This window comes from Amycolatopsis sp. NPDC051903 (genome assembly GCF_044452505.1).
Classification (GTDB): Bacteria; Actinomycetota; Actinomycetes; order Mycobacteriales; family Pseudonocardiaceae; genus Amycolatopsis.
Genome location: NZ_JBITBT010000001.1, coordinates 84,718 through 102,555, shown reverse-complemented (window position 1 = coordinate 102,555; position 17,838 = coordinate 84,718). Strand labels below are relative to the sequence as shown.

The 17,838-nt window shown below is 71.4% G+C and carries 13 protein-coding genes; 8 read left to right on the top strand and 5 right to left on the bottom strand.

The genetic code is table 11. The features are described from left to right. Window positions 1-25 precede the first annotated feature (25 nt). Window positions 26-679, top strand: a complete 654-nt coding sequence (locus ACIA77_RS00545; protein WP_395883628.1) for a hypothetical protein — start codon at window positions 26-28, stop codon at window positions 677-679. A 51-nt stretch (window positions 680-730) separates the two neighbouring features. Here ACIA77_RS00545 and ACIA77_RS00540 read toward each other — a convergent pair whose 3' ends face one another. Both ACIA77_RS00540 and ACIA77_RS00535 read right to left on the bottom strand, forming a co-directional pair. Further along, on the bottom strand, window positions 731-1,609 hold the full coding sequence (locus ACIA77_RS00540; protein ID WP_395883627.1) for an SDR family oxidoreductase: 879 nt from the start codon (window positions 1,607-1,609) through the stop codon (window positions 731-733). 40 nt (window positions 1,610-1,649) lie between these two features. Next, a complete protein-coding gene (locus ACIA77_RS00535) occupies window positions 1,650-2,393 on the bottom strand; it encodes an SDR family oxidoreductase (RefSeq protein WP_395883625.1) in 744 nt (247 codons plus the stop codon). 246 nt (window positions 2,394-2,639) lie between these two features. On the opposite strand from ACIA77_RS00535, the gene ACIA77_RS00530 reads away from it, so the two are divergent. Beyond that, window positions 2,640-6,014, top strand: a complete 3,375-nt coding sequence (locus ACIA77_RS00530; RefSeq protein ID WP_395883624.1) for a phosphodiester glycosidase family protein — start codon at window positions 2,640-2,642, stop codon at window positions 6,012-6,014. Window positions 6,015-6,103: 89 nt separating this feature from the next. Here the strand turns inward: ACIA77_RS00530 and ACIA77_RS00525 are convergent, their stop codons facing one another. The 3 genes from ACIA77_RS00525 to ACIA77_RS00515 all read right to left on the bottom strand — a co-directional run bounded on the left by ACIA77_RS00525 (window position 6,104) and on the right by ACIA77_RS00515 (window position 7,408). Beyond that, window positions 6,104-6,481 (bottom strand): DUF427 domain-containing protein, encoded by a 378-nt coding sequence (locus ACIA77_RS00525; RefSeq protein WP_395883623.1) that lies wholly within the window; start codon window positions 6,479-6,481, stop codon window positions 6,104-6,106. Between the two features lie 167 nt (window positions 6,482-6,648). Further along, the gene (locus tag ACIA77_RS00520; protein WP_395884299.1) at window positions 6,649-7,020 is read right to left on the bottom strand and encodes a hypothetical protein; all 372 of its coding nucleotides are present in this window, start codon (window positions 7,018-7,020) and stop codon (window positions 6,649-6,651) included. A 22-nt stretch (window positions 7,021-7,042) separates the two neighbouring features. Next, window positions 7,043-7,408 carry a hypothetical protein gene (locus ACIA77_RS00515; protein ID WP_395883622.1) on the bottom strand — a complete coding sequence of 122 codons (366 nt, stop codon included), beginning with the start codon at window positions 7,406-7,408 and terminating at the stop codon, window positions 7,043-7,045. 434 nt (window positions 7,409-7,842) lie between these two features. Between ACIA77_RS00515 and lanKC the strand changes: the two genes are divergently transcribed. The 6 genes from lanKC (at window position 7,843) to ACIA77_RS00485 (ending at window position 17,767) form a co-directional block, all read left to right on the top strand. Then, entirely contained in the window at window positions 7,843-10,389 is a 2,547-nt protein-coding gene (gene lanKC, locus ACIA77_RS00510; RefSeq protein WP_395883621.1) for a class III lanthionine synthetase LanKC, read from the top strand. 32 nt (window positions 10,390-10,421) lie between these two features. Beyond that, complete coding sequence (locus tag ACIA77_RS00505) at window positions 10,422-10,568, top strand: SapB/AmfS family lanthipeptide (RefSeq protein WP_395883620.1); 147 nt, start codon at window positions 10,422-10,424, stop codon at window positions 10,566-10,568. A gap of 482 nt (window positions 10,569-11,050) precedes the next feature. After that, a complete protein-coding gene (locus tag ACIA77_RS00500; RefSeq protein ID WP_395883619.1) occupies window positions 11,051-12,733 on the top strand; it encodes an ABC transporter ATP-binding protein in 1,683 nt (560 codons plus the stop codon). After that, window positions 12,730-14,445 carry an ATP-binding cassette domain-containing protein gene (locus ACIA77_RS00495; protein ID WP_395883618.1) on the top strand — a complete coding sequence of 572 codons (1,716 nt, stop codon included), beginning with the start codon at window positions 12,730-12,732 and terminating at the stop codon, window positions 14,443-14,445. The genes ACIA77_RS00500 and ACIA77_RS00495 overlap by 4 nt, the downstream gene beginning before the upstream one ends. Window positions 14,446-14,847: 402 nt before the next feature. Further along, entirely contained in the window at window positions 14,848-17,289 is a 2,442-nt protein-coding gene (locus ACIA77_RS00490; RefSeq protein ID WP_395883617.1) for a nitrate- and nitrite sensing domain-containing protein, read from the top strand. 52 nt (window positions 17,290-17,341) lie between these two features. After that, window positions 17,342-17,767 carry a roadblock/LC7 domain-containing protein gene (locus tag ACIA77_RS00485; protein ID WP_395883616.1) on the top strand — a complete coding sequence of 142 codons (426 nt, stop codon included), beginning with the start codon at window positions 17,342-17,344 and terminating at the stop codon, window positions 17,765-17,767. The last annotated feature ends 71 nt before the right edge of the window (window positions 17,768-17,838 follow it).

Below are 17,838 nucleotides of genomic sequence, written 5' to 3'. Positions count from 1 at the left end.
TGCCTTCCCGGGAGGACGATCCGGCTTGCGTTCACGAGTTCTGGCCGTCGGCGCGCTGGCCGCGGCACTGCTCGCCGGGTGCGGCGCGGGCGACGACTGGTCCGGTCCGCGCGTCGCGCCGGCCGCCGTCGGCACCCTCGGCCCCGGCTTCACCACCGGGCCCCCGACCCCGGAGGCGACGATCACGCCCCGCCCCGGCTCCTGGGACGGCGTCCACCCGGCGCCGGGCTACCGCGTCGTGCTGCTGACGGCCGGCGACGACGCCCAGACCGCGACCCTCGTGTCCGCCGTGCGCGACTGGGCTTCGGCGGAGCAGGTCAGCCTGAAGACGGTCACGGCCGCCGACCCCGGCCAGTACACCGACCGCATCGACGAGGCGCTGCGCCTGTCCCCCGACCTCGTCGTCGCGACCGGCAGCCGCCTCGTGGACGCGCTGACCCTGGTCACCGCCAACCACCTCCGCCAGCAGTTCCTGGTGCTCGGCGCCGAACTCGCCGAGCCCACGGCCAACGTCACCGCCGCCAACTGGCCCGGCGCCACCTTCCGCGGCGAAGGCTTGGCCACTTCCACGGGCTACGACCCGGCGTCCTTCACGCCGGCCCGTGCGGCGGCCGCCGTGCGGGCCGGCGTGGCGAGTGTCCTGAGTGGACTGACGGGGATCGTGATCCGCCTCGGTTGACCCGCGCGAACGGGGGAGGGAAGCCCGGCTCCCCTCCCCCGCGGGAAAAGCTCACACCTGCACGGCAAGCAGGTCCTGCAGTTCGATCCGCGTCAGGAACTCCCGGCGGATGCGGTCGGCGACGTCGGAGACCTCCTCGGAGCCGTCGTCGGCCGGGTCGATGTGAACGCGGTAGGGGCGTTCGCCGCGGGGCAGGGCGACGATGCGGGCGATCTCGTCGGAGACCAGCGAAGCGTCGGCGTTCTCCGGGGCCAGCGCGGCGAGCTTGCCGGCCACCTGCTCCATCAAGCCGGCGTACTTGGTCTCGTACTCGGCTTCCACGGCCGTGTCCGCGGGGTGGCCCGAGTGCGCGAAGTGGTTCGTACCGGAGGTGAACGAGCCCGGGACCACGATCGACGTTTCGACACCCCAGCGGGCGAGTTCGGCGGCGTAGCTGACGGCGAGGGAGTCCATCCCGGCCTTGGCGGCGAAGTACGGGGCGAGGTAGGGCGGGGTGCCGCCCTTCACGCTCGAGCTGGAAACCCACACGACGAGCCCCTGTCCACGGTGGCGCATGCCCGGCAGCACCGCGCGGTTGACGCGCTGGGTGCTGAGCACGTTCACGTTGTAGAGCTCCGCCAGCTGCTCCGGCGTGAACGCCTCGGCGGGCCCGGTGACCATGTGGCCGGCGTTGTGGATCAGCACGTCGAGCGCGCCGATCTGCGCGACGGCGGCGTCCACGGAGTCCTGGGAGTTCACGTCGAGCTCGATGGCGCGCAGGTCGACGCCGTGGTCTTTGGCGTACTGCGCGGCGGCTTCGACCTGGGGCGCGTTGCGGCCGGTCGTCTCGCGCATGCCGGCGTAGACGGTGTGGCCCTCGTCGGCGAGAGCGCGGGCGGTGAGCGCGCCGAACCCGCTGGAGGCACCGGTGATCAGGATGGTCTGGGACATGGGAGTTCTCCTTTGAACGAATCGGGCGGGCGGGGGTGGGTCAGGCGATGGCTCCGCCGTTGACGTAGAGGACCTGGCCGTTGACCCAGCGGGCGGGGCCGGCGAGGAAGGCGACGGCTTCGGAGACGTCTTCGGGCAGGGCGAGGCGCTCCAGCGGCGGGACCTTGGCGAGGCGGTCGATGACTTCCTGGGGTTTGCCCTCGAGGAACAGCGGGGTCGCGGTCGGGCCGGGGGCCACGGCGTTGACGGTGATGTCGCGCCCGCGCAGTTCGCGGGCCAGGATCAGGGTGATCGCGTCGACCGCGCCCTTGGAGGCGGCGTAGGCCGCGTAGTCGGGCAGCGCGAGCTTGGTGACCGAGGTGGAGAAGTTGATCAGTGCGCCGCCGGGGCGCAGGCGGCGCGCGGCCTGCTGGTCGACCACGAAGGTGCCGCGGATGTTGGTGCGGTGCATCCGGTCGAGCACGTCCAGGTCCAGCTCCACCAGCGGCGCGAGCAGCATGATCCCGGCGGTGTGCACGACCACGTCGACCCCGCCGTAGCGCTGTTCGGCGGTGTCGAACAGGGCCGCGACCTGGGTCTCGTCGGCCACGTCGGCGCCAGCGGCGCTGGCCACCCCGCCGGCGGCGGTGATCGCGGCGACGACCTCCTCCGCCCGGGCCGGGTTGCCGGCGTAGTGCACCAGCACGTGCATGCCGTCCGCGGCCAGGCGCTCGGCCACGACCCGGCCGATCCCGCCCGAACCACCGGTGACGATCGCGACGCGCGGGGTGGTGTGCTCAATCATGTCAGTCTCCGTATCGCTGTTCCGCTCTGTTGGTACCAACGCTACAGCTCGATTCGTATCCGCGCTAGAGTGAAGCCGTATCAACGCTATGGCCTACGTAACAGAGCTACGAACTGCGCTACGCGCCTCAGCCGCCCAACCCGTCCCCCACCGCACTCCTCGTTGCCGACCTGGGGACATTTCGTTGTCACGCAGCGGTGCTGAGCTGGGCGGGCACGCCCCTGTGCACCGGAACGAGGAGTTGTCTTGACCAGGAGCCGAAGAGGCAGCGCGGTCGTGGCCGCGTTGCTCGCGGGAAGCGTGGTCGCCGTCGGCGCCACCGGCACGGCGGAAGCGACGGCCGCGCCCAAGCCGTGGCTGCCGGCCACCCCCGCCAACTGGAGTCTCGTCGTCGACCAGACGAAAACGCCGCCGACCACCGTGACGCGCGGCGTCACGCAGTACTCCGAGACCTACGACACCGTCGGCGGCCGCCAGCACACGCAGGTGCTGGACGTGAACCTGGCTGACCCGAACGTGCGGCTCGGCGTGGTCGAGGCCGGTGACGTGATCACCAACCCGGCCGACGAGACGGTCAGCTCGATGGCCGGGCGCACCCACGCGGTCGCGGGGGTCAACGGCGACTTCTTCGAGATCAACGCGAGCGGCCGCCCGCTCGGCGGCGTCATCACCAACGGGAAGCTCCTCAAGAGCCCGCGCCCGAACTTCAACGCGCAGCTCGGCGTCCGCGCCGACGGCACGATGGTGCTGGGCCCGCAGTCGTTCAAGGGGTCGATCACCGATGGCACCGCCAGCACGAACCTGACTTCTGTCAACGTTGTCAACGACGTCGCGAGCGGCGGCATCACCGAACTGACCCCGGATCTCGGCGGTGCGACCGGCCTGCCCGCCGGCACGCTCGTGCTGGGCCACGAGACGACGCCCGGCACGCTCGTCGTCGACTCCGTGCAGACCGGCGTCACCGCGGCGCCCGCCCTGCCGAAGGGCCGGCTCGGCCTGCTCGGCGGCGGCGCGGGCGCCACGTGGCTCTCGGGCACCGTCCACGTCGGTGACTCGGTGGCCGTCACGACCGACACCGGTGGCCTCAAGCAGCTCCTGTCCGGTTCGACCATGCTGGTCAAGGACGGCGCGGTCTACACCGACCCGACCGGCAACCCGCCCGGCGGCGTCAACCCCGAGACCGTCGTCGGCGTGAGCAAGGACGGCAAGCACACGATCATCGCCACGCTCGACGGCCGCCTCGGCGCGAGCACGGCCGTGGGCGTGAGCCCGGCGCAGGTCGCGGGCTACATGGTGGCCCACGGCGCGTACAACGCCGTGCTCTTCGACGGCGGCGGCTCGACCGAGATGGTCGCCCGCAAGCCCGGTGACCCGGCCGTTTCGGTGATGAACAGCCCGTCGGACGGCCACGAGCGGCCCGTCGCGAACGGTCTGTTCCTCTACTCCACGGAGCAGGCCCCGGGTCTCGCGCGCTCCGCGGTGCTCAACGGCGGCCAGGGGGTGGACACCGTGCCCGGTGCGACCGTCCCGGTCCCCGCGTACGGCCTCGACTCGCTGGGCAACCCGGCGCGTGAGCAGGCTTCGGTGCAGGTCGTGCCGTCCACACTCGGTTCGTGGCACGACGGCCGGTTCACGGCGGGCCGCGCCGGCGTCGGGGTGCTGATCGCCCGCGCGGGCATCGCCGTCTCCGTGCAGCCGCTGCGCGTGGTCGACCGGCTGGGTTCGCTGCAGGTCTCGCCGACCGATCCGGACCTGAACAACGGCGGGACACAGACGTTCACGCTCTCGGGCTCGACGTCGACGGGCACCGCGGTCACCATCCCCGCGGCCGCCGCGACCTGGTCGGTGAGCGACCCTACGCTGGGCAGCGTCGACGGGTCCGGTGTCTTCACGGCCGCCGCGACCGGCTCCGGCCTGGTGAAGGTGACGGCGAAGGTCGGCGGCACCACGGCGACCGCGACCGTGGCCATCGGCAGCGTTTCGCAGGAGCTCAACGACTTCAGCGACCCGGCGGCCTGGAACCTGCGCAACACCACGGGCCAGCCGGCCACGATGGTCGCCGCGCCGGGCGTGGTCCCGCCGGGTTCGGCCGCCGCCGCGTCGACGCAGCTGACGTACACGATGCCCGCGGGCTCCGGCGTGAAGCAGCTCGTGCTGTCGCCGAAGTCGACGATCACCGCGGGCGCCAACGCCGACGGCCAGAACCCGACCGGCATCGGGGTGTGGGTGAAGGGCGACGGCACCGGCATCCAGCTGGCCGAGTCGTACATCGGCATCGACGGCGCGACCACCACGCTGTACCCGACCACGGTGACGTGGCAGGACTGGCGCCTGGCGATCGCGACGCTGCCGCCGGGGCTGAACTTCCCGCTGCGGATCAGCTTCGTCGACTTCCTCACGATCAACCCGAGCCAGACGACGTCGGGCACGCTGAACGTGAGCGGTCTGCAGGCGCTGTACTCGCCGCGTCCGCCGGTGACGCCGCCGTACCAGGCAATCCCGCAGAACCCGTCGTGGCTGAAGTTCTCCGAGAACGCGGCGGATTTCTCGCGTTCGGGCTCCACGATGCTGCTGGGCGACGACGCGCACCTCGTGGCGAGCGACCCGGGTTCGGCGTCGGCCAACGTGCTGGACACGATCAAGACCCGGCTGCCGCAGCTGCCTTCGCAGGCGCAGCCGTCGCTGGTGCAGACGCTGGGCGACATGTCGGACGACGGCCAGCCCGCCGACCTGCAGTACGCGCAGTCGAAGATCGCCGCACTCGGGCTGCCGTACCACGACGTGGTCGGCAACCACGAGATCAGCCAGGGCTCGCTGCCGGAGAACGGCAACTTCGCCCAGGTCTTCGGCGCCACGCACTACGCGTACCGGGCCGGGGACGCACAGGTGATCGTGACCGACAACGCGCACGGCAGCCTGCAGTCGTCGGACGCCTTCCAGGTGCCCGCCGAACCGCAGTACCCGTGGCTGGTCAAGCAGCTGACGGACACCACGTCGCCGACCGTGCTGGTGACCACGCACATGCCGGCGTACGACCCGCACCCGGTGGCCAACAGCCAGTTCAGCGACCGGTGGGAAGCGCGCATGTACGTGCGGCTGGTGCAGCGCTACCAGCAGACGCACCCGGACAAGCACGTGGTGATGCTGTACGGCCACGCGCGCGGGTTCGCCGACCAGGTCATCGACCCGCTGGGCAACCCGAGCACCCCGGCCGCCGGCGGCATCCCGCAGCTGACGATCGCGGACCTCGGCATGCCGGCGTACGCGCCTTCGGACGAAGGCGGCATCTACCACTTCGTGCTGCTGCACACCGCCCGCGGTGACGTGCAGTTCTCGGTGGAGCCCGTGCTGTCCTCGATCACGGTGACGGTGCCCGCCCTGCGGGCCGGTTCGTCCGGTGCCGCCACGGCCACCGGGGCCGAGGTCGGCGGGGACAACCTGCCGGCCGCGACGATGCCGATCGCCGATCCGGCCTCGCACGTCTGGTCGTCGAGTGACCCGAAGGTGGCCACGGTCGACGCGAAGACGGGCAAGATCACGGCCCGGCGCGCCGGCACGGCCACCATCTCGGTGACCAGTGGTGGCGTGACGGGTTCGGCGCAGCTGACCGTGACGCGCTGAGTCCGCGGGCCGGAAGCGTCCGGCCCACTGCTCGGGCGCACTTTTCGCGGGCCGGGCACGCCTTCGCGGGCGTGCCCGGCCCGTTCACGTCAGGCCGAGAGCTCCTCGATCGACACCCGGTTCGGGTAGAACGCGAGGTGATCCTTGATCGGGGACACGGCGTCGTACGGCTCCTCGTACGTCCACACCGCGTTGTCGCCGTCGGAGCCGGCCGCGGTGAGGGAGTAGTAGGACGCGTCGCCCTTGTACGGGCAGTACGTCTGGTGCTCGGTGCGCGCGAGCGCGGTGAAGTCGACGTCCTCGCGCGGGATGTACTGCACGGCCGGGTACGTGGACTCGCGCAGGACCTGGGCGCGGGTGGTGTCGGCGATGACCGCGTCGCCGAGCTTCACGACCACGCGCGACGGGTTGACCTCGACGGTGATCGGGTGGTCGGGGCCGGGGATCTTCGGGACTGCCTGGGACATGGTCTCCTCGTTCCGCTCTGGCGACGGCTTCTCCCTTGCACAACCGCCGGAGGTCCGGGACCCTTCCCGCCGCGGGTGCGTCACCGTCCCGTCACCGACCAGAACCAGCCGGGGTTCCCCGTTTCCGCAGGACCGCGTGCAGTTCCGCGCCGTGGTTGCGCCGGTGGTCAGGCCGATACGCGCTTCGGCGCCGTGCGCCAGAGCCAGTACAGCCCGATGAGCGGCAGCACCGCCGGGATGAAGTAGTAGCCCTGGCCGTAGACCGACCACACCGTCGCGTCGGGGAAGGCCCGGCGGTCGAAGATGCTCAGCGTGCCGATGGTGAGCACACCGAGGAGCTCCACGCTGCACGCGACGAGCGCGACGCGCCACCAGCGTTCTCCGCCGATGGCGAGCGCGACCGTGGCGACGAGGTAGATCACGCCGGCGAGGGCCGAGAGCACGTAGGCCAGCGGCGCTTCGTGGTACTTCGTGAGGATCTGCACGACGGCCCGCGACGTCGCGGCCAGCGCGAAGATCGCGTACACCGCGACCAGCACCCGGCCGGGGCCCGTGGCCGTATTACGCGCTCGCTCCACTCCACACCTCGTTCAGTCGCAGCACCATCACCGGGATGGCCAGGCAGGCGATGCCGAGCACGACCGTGCTCGAGCGGCTCCGCTCGGCCAGCGCCCACACCGCGCCGATCGGCAGCACGACGAGGCAGCCGATCAGGTAGGCCAGGAACGTGGCGAGGCTGCCCGGCCGTTCGCCGCTGACCAGCAGCACGACGCCGACCACCAGCTGGGCCACGAGCAGCAGCTCCACCACGGCGAGCGCGACGAGCAGCGGGGTGTCGGGGAGCTTGTTGCGTGCGGACTGCACGAAGCTCCACACCGCGACGAGCAGCGCGCAACCCGCTACCGCCACCGCGAACCCGAGAATCACCGTTCCTCCTTCTGCCGCGCCGGGCCCAACGTACCCGGAGGCCATTCCGGGCCCGCTGCCCGAGGTGCGCGGACGTGGCCCGGGACACCACCGTCGTGTCGCGTGTGGACGGAGCACTCCCCCAGCTCGGGGCGGCCGGAAAACCGCTCACCGGAATCCGTTGATGGCATTCTGCCAATTCCGGGGTACAGTTGTGCCGTTCTTCAACCGACCTGCGACGACCGTGAACGCGCCGAGCGTTACACCACGACCGAGTGGTCGGGAATCACTCAGGGTTCCCGGAATCCGGACTCGTGGCCCGTGGTGTCTACCCTGATCAGCCCAGCCGAACCCCCGGGTTGGCGGATTGGCCGGTGCACCTCCGGCGTGCGGGAATATTCCTCGTCAGCGTTTCCGGAGCACGGATTCGGGGAGCACGCGGAGGGATCGGTTTCATGGACGTCCGGTATGAAGCGTTCTGCTTCGCCGATCCATTGTTCTTCGACGAACAACGGATGAGCGGAACGGCCGCCGACGACCTCGCCGCGGACCTGCCGGCGCCGGGACCGATGTGGACGGTCCGGACGCGCGGGATCTGGCGCGTGGTGCACCCGGACGGCTCTGAGCTGCCGGAACAGGGCTGGAAGGTGCACGTTTCGGCCGGAATGGACAATGCGGACCGCGTGCTGGCGGCGGTGCACGAGTACTGCGTGGACCACCGCGTGGCGTTCAAGCACCTGCGGTCGCGGGCGATCCTGCTGGCGCGGAATTCGAAATACGCACCACGCGACGGAAGCGGCAAGCTCGTCACCATTTATCCGGCGGACACCCTGGAACTCGAACGGGTTCTTGATGATCTTTCTTCGCGGCTGGAGGGCGAGCACGGAGCTTACGTTTTGAGCGACCTCCGCTACGGTTCCGGACCGCTGTACGTTCGTTATGGCGGATTCGCCGAACAATGGGTGGAACACGACGGCACGCGGGTGCTCGCGATCCGCAAACCCGACGGTACACCCGTTCCCGATCGGCGGGAGCCCGTTTTCTCGGTACCCGATTGGGTGAAGATTCCGGCGTGCCTGGACACGAGCCTGGCGGCGCGCAAAGGCGGCGATCCGGGGCAGTTCCCGTACCGCGTCACGAGCTCCCTGCACTTCTCCAACGGCGGCGGGGTGTACCTGGCCGAGCACAAGGTGCGCGGCGAGACCGTGGTGCTCAAGGAGGCGCGGCCGCACGCCGGGCTCGACCGGGCGCTGGTGGACGCGGTCGAGCGGCTGCGGCGCGAACACGAGGTGCTCGAGCGGCTGGCGGACGTTCCGGGCGTTCCGGACGTGTACGAGCGCTTCACCGTGTGGGAGCACCACTACCTGTCGATGCAGCGGATGCCGGGGACGTCGCTGGGCAACTGGCTCGCGCTGCACTACCCGCTCACGCGCCGCGACAGCACCGACGCCGACCTGCTGGCCTACCGCGACCGGGCACTGGGGGTGCTCGCGCAGGTGGAGCGCATCGTCGGGGACCTGCACCGGCGCGGGATCGTGTTCGGTGACCTGCACGCGCTGAACGTGCTGGTGGCCGACGACGACACGGTGTCGCTGATCGACTTCGAAATGGCGTTCGACGTCGTTTCGGGCGATCGGCCGGCGTTGGGCGCGCCCGGGTTCCGCGCGCCGGCCGACCGGCACGGGTTCGACATCGACCGCTACGCGCTGGCGATGCTGCGGCTGTGGCTGTTCCTGCCGCTGGCGACACTGCTGGAGCTGGCACCGGCGAAGCTGCGCGGGGCGGCGGAGTTCGCGCAGCGGCGGTTCGGACTGCCCGACGGCTACGCGAACGACCTGGTGCGGGTGCTGGGGGTGGCCGGGGTCGCCGTGACGCGGACGGAGCTCGACGAGGAACGGCCCGACTGGTCGGTGGTGCGCGCGCAGATCGCGGAAGCGGTGCTGTCGGCTTCGACCCCGCAGCGAACGGACCGGTTGTTCCCCGGGGACATCGAGCAGTTCCGCGTGGGCGGCGCGTGCTTCGGCTTCGGCGCGGCGGGGGTGCTGCACGCGCTGTCCGTCGCCGGGGCCGGCCGGTTCCCGGAGCACGAGCAGTGGCTGCTCGACCACGTGCGCCGCGAGCCGCCCGCTCGGCCGGGGTTCTTCGACGGCAGCCACGGCATCGCGTACGTGCTGGAGAACTTCGGCCACCACGACGCGGCGAGCTCGCTGCTGGCCGCGTCGCGGGCGCTGGTGGAGCAGACGACGGACCACGCACTGGGGGGCGGACTCGCCGGCATCGCGCTGACGCAGCTGCACTTCGCGACGACCCGCGGCGACAACGAGTTCGGCCGGCAGGCGCTGACCACCGCCGTCCGGCTCGCGGAAACGCTGGAGACGGCGGCGCCGCCCGGGAAGTTCGCGCGGGCGGGGCTCCTGAGCGGCTGGTCGGGGCCGGCGCTGCTGTTCGTGCGGCTGTACGAGCGGACCGGTGAGCCCGCGTGGCTGTCGTTCGCGGACCAGGCGCTGAGCCGCGACCTCGAAGAATGCGTCACCGCGGACGACGGCTCCCTCCAGGTCCGCGACGGCGAGCGGCGGACGCTGCCGTACGCGGGCATCGGCAGCGCCGGGATCCTGGTGGTGGCCGAGCAGCTCGCGCGGCACTCACCGGGCGCCCCGGCGTGCGCGAGCTTGCCGGCGCTGCGCGAGGCGTGCCGCGGCGAGTTCGTGATCCAGCCGGGCCTGTTGCACGGGCGCTCGGGCCTGATGGCGGCGCTGTCCTTCGGCGAGGCTCCGTCCGACCGCGTGCGGTCCGCCGTGGACCTCCACCTGGCGCGGCTTTCGTGGCACGCCGTCCCCTACCGCGGCGGCCTGGCCTTTCCGGGCAACCAGCTGCTGCGCCTGTCGACCGACGTCAGCACCGGGAGCGCGGGCGTGCTGCTCGCGCTGTCGGCCCTGCTGGACGGTGCGGAAGTCCTGCCGTTCCTGGGCGCCACACCGTCCCCCCACACCTCCGGCCGCTGAGTGCCGGTGGGAAGAACAGAGAAGGGATCACCATGGAACTGGTTCTCGACCTGCAGGCCCTGGAAGCCCCCGAAGCCCTCGACGGCCACGGCGGCGGTCACGACCACTGCGCACCGAGCAATCTGAGCCTGCTCGCCTCGTGCGCGCACAGCACCCTCAGCCTGCTGACCTGCCACTGACGGGCTTTCTGACGTGAGGCGCGGGAGCGGCGCAGGCCAAGTGCGCCGCTCCCGCGTGCCCATTCTGCCCGTTCGGCGGGCGCGGTGGGACCGATCGAGCGGGGAGTGAGATGCCGGGGTACGTCGCACCTTCCGACCACCGCCCGGGCGAGCCGGTGGCACGGGGTGGGGGTTCGGGGCAAGGTGCCTCTGCTTCGGGCGGATTGCCACAGCCGACGGCATGCCAGGCTGGCAAGGAACGGCCGCGGGCGGCAAGCGCTCCGCCTGAATGGCAAGCTGCCAATGTCGAGGTCAACTTGCCACAACCGATGGCACGCGGTGGGGTAACCGGCTGGCCGCGAACCGCAAGCACACGCCCTGACCGGCACGTTGCCAATCCTCAGGCCGACTTGCCACAACCATCGGCAAATCGACGCGGCAAGCGGCGACAGCGAATCGCAAGCGTGAGCCCCAAGCGGCACGTTGCCACACCCCAACCCGACTTGCCACAGCGAGAGGCAAACCAGCCGCCGCCGGAGGAAGCCGGGGATCGGCTGCTGGTCGACGTCGCGACGAGGGATCCGTGGCGGTTGGTGGCGCTGGTCGTGATCGCGCTGGTGGCGACGGGCGCGAGTTTGCTGTTGCCCGGAGCGCTCGCCGAGGCGGCCGACGCGGTGGTGAGCGGGCGCGGGGCCGGGCGTGCGGTCGGGTGGCTGCTGACCGTCGGCGCGGCGGAGATCGCGGCGGACGTCGTCGGCGGGGTCGTGGTGGTGCGCGTGACCAGCCAGGCGAGCGCGTGGCTGCGCCGTCGCCTGACGGACCGCCTCCTCGCGCAGGGCACGCACTCGCCGTTCGACGCGGGGGACGCCGTCAGCCGGATGGCCGGGGACGCCGTGGGGGCGGGGTCGATCGTGCCGGTGGTGGTGCAGCTCGCGTCGGCGGCCGTGATCTCGCTCGGCGCGGTCGGGCTCCTCGCCGTGCTGGACTGGCGGTCGGCGCTGGTGTTCCTCGGCAGCCTCCCCGTCGCGCTGCTGCTGGCGCGGTCGCACCTCAAGAACACCGCCGACGACGTCCTGGCCTACCAGCGCGTGTCCGGCGAGCTGGCGGCGCGGCTGCTCGACGCGGTCGCGGGGCTGAAGACCATCGCGGCGTCCGGCACCGCCGAGCAGGAAGCCCACCGCGTGCTCAAACCGCTGCCGCGCCTGAGCCTCGCCGGGCGCGGGATGTGGCGCACGCAGGCCAAAATGGTCTGGCGGGCCGCGCTGCTGCTGCCGGCCGTGGAGCTGGCCGCGCTGACGGCCGCGGGGTTCGGCGTCGCCGCGCACCGGTTGACGGTCGGGGACGTCGTGGCGGTGCTGGGGTACGTGGCGCTCGGGATGGGGCTCGTCACGCAGATCCCGTTGCTCACCACGGTTTCCCGCGCGCGCTCGTGTGCCCGCCGAGTCGCGGAGGTGCTCGACGAGCCCACCCGCTCCCGGGGCAAGCTCGGTCTGCACCGGGGAAACGGCACCCTCACCCTCCACCGCGCGGCCACGAAACACCTCCACGACGTCAGCCTCACCATCCCCGGCGGCACGTTCACCGCCGTGGTGGGCCGGTCCGGCTCCGGGAAGTCCACTGTGGTCACCCTGCTCGGCGGACTCACCACACCGGACAGCGGTGAGGCCACATTGGACGGTCGCAACCTCAGCGACCTGCGTCCTGAAGAACTGCGCGCGGTCGTCGGCTACGCGTTCGCGAAGCCGAACCTGCTGGGCACCACGGTGGCCGACGCGGTGGGTTACGGCAGCTGGGCCGGCGACACCGCCGTCCGCGCCGCGTGCCGCACCGCGCGGATCCACGACGTCATCACGCGCCTGCCCCACGGCTACCGCACACCGCTGGCCGAAACGCCGTTGTCGGGCGGCGAAGCGGCGCGCCTCGGGCTCGCGCGGGCCATCGTGCACAACCCCCGCGTGCTGCTGCTCGACGACGCCACCGCGAGCCTCGACACGGTCACCGAACAGGCCGTCCTCGCCGACATCCGCACGAAAACCCGGGTGGTCGTCACGCACCGCGCCGCGCTGGCCGCCCGGGCCGATGCCGTGGTGTGGCTGGAGAACGGTCGTGTGCGGGCCGTCGCGCCGCACCACCGGCTGTGGCAAAACCCCGACTACCGTGCCGTTTTCACGGAGGAGCCGGCGTGAGCGTGGGCCGCCTCTACCGCACGACGCTCGTGCGCCAGTGGCGCGGCGGGCTCGTCCTGCTGGCCTGCTCGGCGCTCGAGGGCGCGCCCGCGTTCTTCTCCGGACGGCTCGTCGAGCTGGCCGTCGACCGCGGGTTCGCCGCCGGGCAGCCGAAAACCGGCCTCGCGTACCTCGCGCTGTTCGGCGCCGCCGCCCTGGCCGGCGCGTTCGGCTCGCGGCTCGTGTGGCACCAGCTGGGCAAGGTCGTCGAGCCGCTGCGCGACGCACTGGTCACGGCCGTCGTCCGCGGCGTGCTGCACGACCCGAACCCGCCGCGCAACGCGCCGGACGCGAGCGGCGTCGCGCGCATCACGCAGCACGTCGAGGTCGTCCGCGACGCGACGGCGGGCCTGCTCGTGCAGGCCCGCGCGATGGTGGTGACGACGGCCGCGGCGATCGCCGGGCTCGTCACCGTCGCGAGCCGGCTGGTGGTTCCGGTGGCAGTGCCGGTGGCGCTGTCGGTCGTCGCGTTCGCGTGCCTGCTCCCGTCGCTCGCCCGCCGCCAGCGCGCGGCCGTGCTCGCCGACGAACGCACCGCCGAGACGACCGGTGCGGTCCTCGGCGGGATGCGGGACGTGGTGGCGTCGGGCGCGGAACCCGTTGCGGCACTGGCGGTCTACGACGCCGTCGACGAACAGGCGAAGGCCGCCGTGCGGGTCGCGCACTCGAACGCCGCCCGTTCGCTGGTGATCTCGCTCGGCGCGTTCCTGCCGCTCGTGCTGTCGCTGGTCCTCGCGCCGCGCCTGGTCGCGAACGGCGAACTGACGGCCGGCGCGGCGCTCGGCGCCCTCGTCTATCTGGCCACCACCATGCAACCCGCGCTGCGCGGCCTCGCGGCCACCGCCGGGACGGTCGTGCTGCGCCTGCTCGTCGCCCTGCGCCGGCTGGCCGAAACCGCGGAGGTGCCGCAGCCACCCCGCGCGACCGCGACGCCGCGCAACGCCGACCTCACCGTCCGCGGCCTCACGTTCCGCTGGGGCGCCGCGCCGGAACCGGTCGTCCGGAACCTCGACCTCGACCTGCGCCCGGGCGACCACCTCGCCGTGGTCGGCCCGAGCGGAATCGGCAAGTCGACCCTCGCCGGCCTGCTCACGGGCTTGCTGACCCCGCAGGCCGGCCAGGTGCTGCTCGGCGGGGTGCCCGTCGCGGCGGCCGCGAACCGGCACGACCTCATCGCCTTCATCCCCCAGCAGGCCTACGTCTTCGCCGGCACCGTTCGCGACAACCTGGCACTTTTCGCCCCCGCCGCCTCGGACGAGCACCTCGCCCGAGCGGCGGAAGCCGTCGGTGCCGCGGACCTGCTCACCCGCCTCGGCGGCCTCGACGGCGAGCTCGGCCACGAAGCCGAAGGCCTCTCCGGCGGCGAAGCGCAGCTGCTCGCCCTCGCCCGCGCCTACGCGAGCCCCGCGCGCATCGTCGTCCTCGACGAAGCGACGTCCACTGTGGACCCCGCCGCGGAAGCCCGCGCCGAACGCGCCTTCACCCACCGGGGCGGCACGCTGATCGTCATCGCGCACCGCCTGTCGTCCGCGATGCGCGCCCGCACCGTCCTGCTCCTCGACGGCCGCGAAACGCTGCTGGGCAGCCACGCCGAGCTGCTGGTCCGCTCACCGCGGTACGCGGAGCTGATGCAGGCGTGGCTGCCCGGGGAGCCGGTCCGAACCACGGGGTGACCGATCAGCGCACACCGTGAATACGTGTCGACAAATCACTTCAGCGACTACCCGGCCAGTGGGATTCACCACCGTTTCCGGAATCCACATTCACTCGTTCAGCCCAGCGGGGCGCCGCCCGCCAATCAGCCACAGCCCGGACCACGGGAAATGCCGGTAATCGGTTGCCTACGCGTCGTGACCGGCCCGAAACCGGTGTCGACCGGCAGATCGACGGCGCGATCGCGAGCACCACGATGGACGCATTCGTGGTAAAAAACGGACCCACCGATCTGTTCCGTGGTGTAACGAAGGGTGAGTCGAGGATTCATGACGGCGGCTCCCCCCGTACCACTGTCGTATCCGCATCCCCGGCCGGGTTCCGGCTTTTGCCGACTGTGACTCAGGAGTTCGTGAATCGTCGTGGAGAACAAGGATGAGTCCGGCAAGGCGTACGACAAGTCCATCCGGAAAAGGCTGACCAGGACTGTTCTCATCCCGAGCATCACTCTGCTCGTGCTGTGGACCGCGGTCTCGTCGTACTTCTTCATCAACGGGCTGTACGTGCGTCTCGTCGCCGTCTCGGTGCGCGAGGTGTCGATCCCCGCGATCCAGGCGCTGTCGTCACTGCAGCAGGAGCGCCAGGACGCACTGCAGTTCCTGGACAGCCCCAACGCGGGGTCGACCCAGCTGCAGCAGCAGGAGAAGAGCACCGACGACAAGCTCAAGGGCATGCAGGACGCCTTCGCGTCCACGATCTCGAGCGCGCCGGCCGAAATCGCCGACAAGGTCACCGCGCTGAAGAGCCAGCTCGACCAGCTGCCGGTGCTGCGTTCGCAGATCAACTTCCGCACCATCGGCCGGGAGCAGGTGAACAGCTACTTCAACAGCCTGCTCGACACGGCGTCGACGCTGTTCGACACCCAGGCCCGCGTCGTGCCCGACGCGACGGCCGTGCAGGGCGCGATCTCCGCGACCTCGCTGTTCCGCGCGAGCGACCTGATGTCGCGCGAGACGTCGCTGGTGTCCAGCGCGTTGACGAGCGGGACGTTCGACCCCAACGACTTCGTGCAGTTCACCCAGCTGACGGGTTACTACCGCACGCAGGTCAGCCAGGTCGCGCCGTTCCTCGAGCCCTCGGTGCGGGACCAGTACCAGGCCCTCGTGTCGAGCCCGGGGTGGAAGCAGCTGACCGACGCGGAAAGCGCGCTGGTGAAGCGCGGCCCGTGGACACCGGACGACCAGGACACCGTGCCGGTCACGGCGGCCGATTGGCAGACCCTGACCAGCCAAGTCTCGAGCGGCCTCACGTCGCTGACGATCGCCCAGGGCGACCAGGTGTCGGCCGCCGCCATCGAGTCCGGCGACGCCCAGCTGCGCAACGCGATCATCGGCAGCATCGTGGCCCTGCTCGCGTCGCTGGCCGCGATCATCGTCGCGGTGCGGGTCTCCCGTTCACTCGTCGACCGCGCCCTGATGACCCGCCTCGAACGGCTGCGCAACGACTCGCTGGACCTCGCGCGCAACCGGCTGCCGAACATCGTGAACCGGCTGAAGAACGGCGATCCCGTCGACGTGAACGCCGAGCTCCCGCAGCTCGACCACGGCCTCGACGAGATCGGCCAGGTGGCCGAAGCGTTCAACGTCGCGCAGCTGACCGCCGTCAACGCGGCCGCGAGCGAGGCGAAGGCCCGCAGCGGTGTCCACAACGTGTTCCTCGGCATCGCGCACCGCAACCAGGTGCTCGTGCACCGGCAGCTGCAGATCCTGGACGAGATGGAGAGCCGGGAGGAGAACTCCACCCAGCTGGCGTCGCTCTTCCAGCTCGACCACCTCGCCGCCCGTGCGCGCCGCACCACGGAGAACCTGATCATCCTCGGCGGCAAGCAGCCGGGCCGGCGCTGGCGCAAGCCGGTGTCGCTGATGGAGGTGCTGCGCGCCGCCGTCTCCGAGACCGAGCAGTACTCGCGGGTGCAGGTGGAGCAGGTACCCGACGTCTCGATCGTCGGCTCGGCCGTGGCCGACGCCATCCACCTGATCGCCGAGCTGGTGGACAACGCCACGTCGTTCTCCCCGCCCGGCTCGCCCGTGGAGGTGACCAGCCGGATGGTCGCGCGCGGCGTGGTCGTGGACGTCTCCGACCAGGGCCTCGGCATGAAGGACGGCGTGCGCGACTGGGCCAACGCGATGATGGCCGACGCGCCCGAGTTCGACGCCATGGCGCTGCGAGCCGACTCCAGCCTCGGCCTGTTCGTGGTCGCGCGCCTGGCGGCGCGGCTCGGCATCACCGTCACGTTCGACCCGTCGCGGTACGGCGGCACCCGCGCTACCGTGCTGATCCCGACCCAACACCTCGCCGGCGAGGAGCAGGCCGACGCCGTGGGCAACGCCGAGTTCCGGTCCGAAGGCCCGCGCGAGCAGGCAGTGCTTGAGCCGGTGGGTGCCCGCCCGGCACAGGAGAACTCACCGCGTCCCATGGAATCCACCAGCTCGTTCACCGGCCAGATCCCGATGAGGCGAGACGCCAAGCCGAGGCCGTACCCGGCTCGCGCGTACACCCCGGCCGAGGATCCGCAGCCGGCCCAGTCGCACCAGGCACCGCCGCAGCCGCCGGCTCCGTTCCAGGCACCGATGGCCGCGCCCGCCGAGCCGCCCCACGAGCTCGACCAGAGCCAGTTGCGCGGCGACGACCGGCCCCGGCTGCCCCGTCGACAGCCCCAGCAGAACCTCGTTGCACAGCTGCAGGAGGACGATCCGGGCGAGCAGGACGTCGATGTCGCCAGCACCGGAGAAGCCACGGCACGCACGCTGATGGCGTTCCACAAGGGTACCCGCCGCGCGCGGGGCGGCGCCGACGATTCGTAGTTCCGCGACAGCACTCAGGAAAGTCCACACAGGAAAGTCAAGGTCTCTCCGCATGAACGAGTACGGGAACCCCAAACCCGATCTCAACTGGCTCCTCGACGACGTCGTGAGCCGCGTCGTCGGCGCGCAGAACGCCATCGTGCTGTCCGCCGACGGGTTGCTGCTCGGCAAGTCGAACGGCATGAGCAAAGACGACTCCGACCAGCTGTCGGCCATCGCCTCCAGCCTGCAGAGCCTCGCCAAGGGGGTGAGCCGGCAGTTCAACCGTGGTTCCGTGCTGCAGAACATGATCGAGATGGAGGGCGGGTACCTCTTCGTTTCGGCCGCCGGGCAGGGCGCCTGCCTCGCCGTGCTCGCGGGTGCCGACGTGGACGTCGAGATGATCGCCTACGAGATGAACCGGCTCGTCAAGCGGGTCGGCGACTACCTGGCGTCGGCACCGCGGGAAGCCGCAACCGTGTTACGGGAGGCCACATGAGCCCGGCCGACGCAGTTCTTCCCGCGGAAGCGGCGATCGACGACGTCGATGGACTCGTTCCTGGGAGGGCG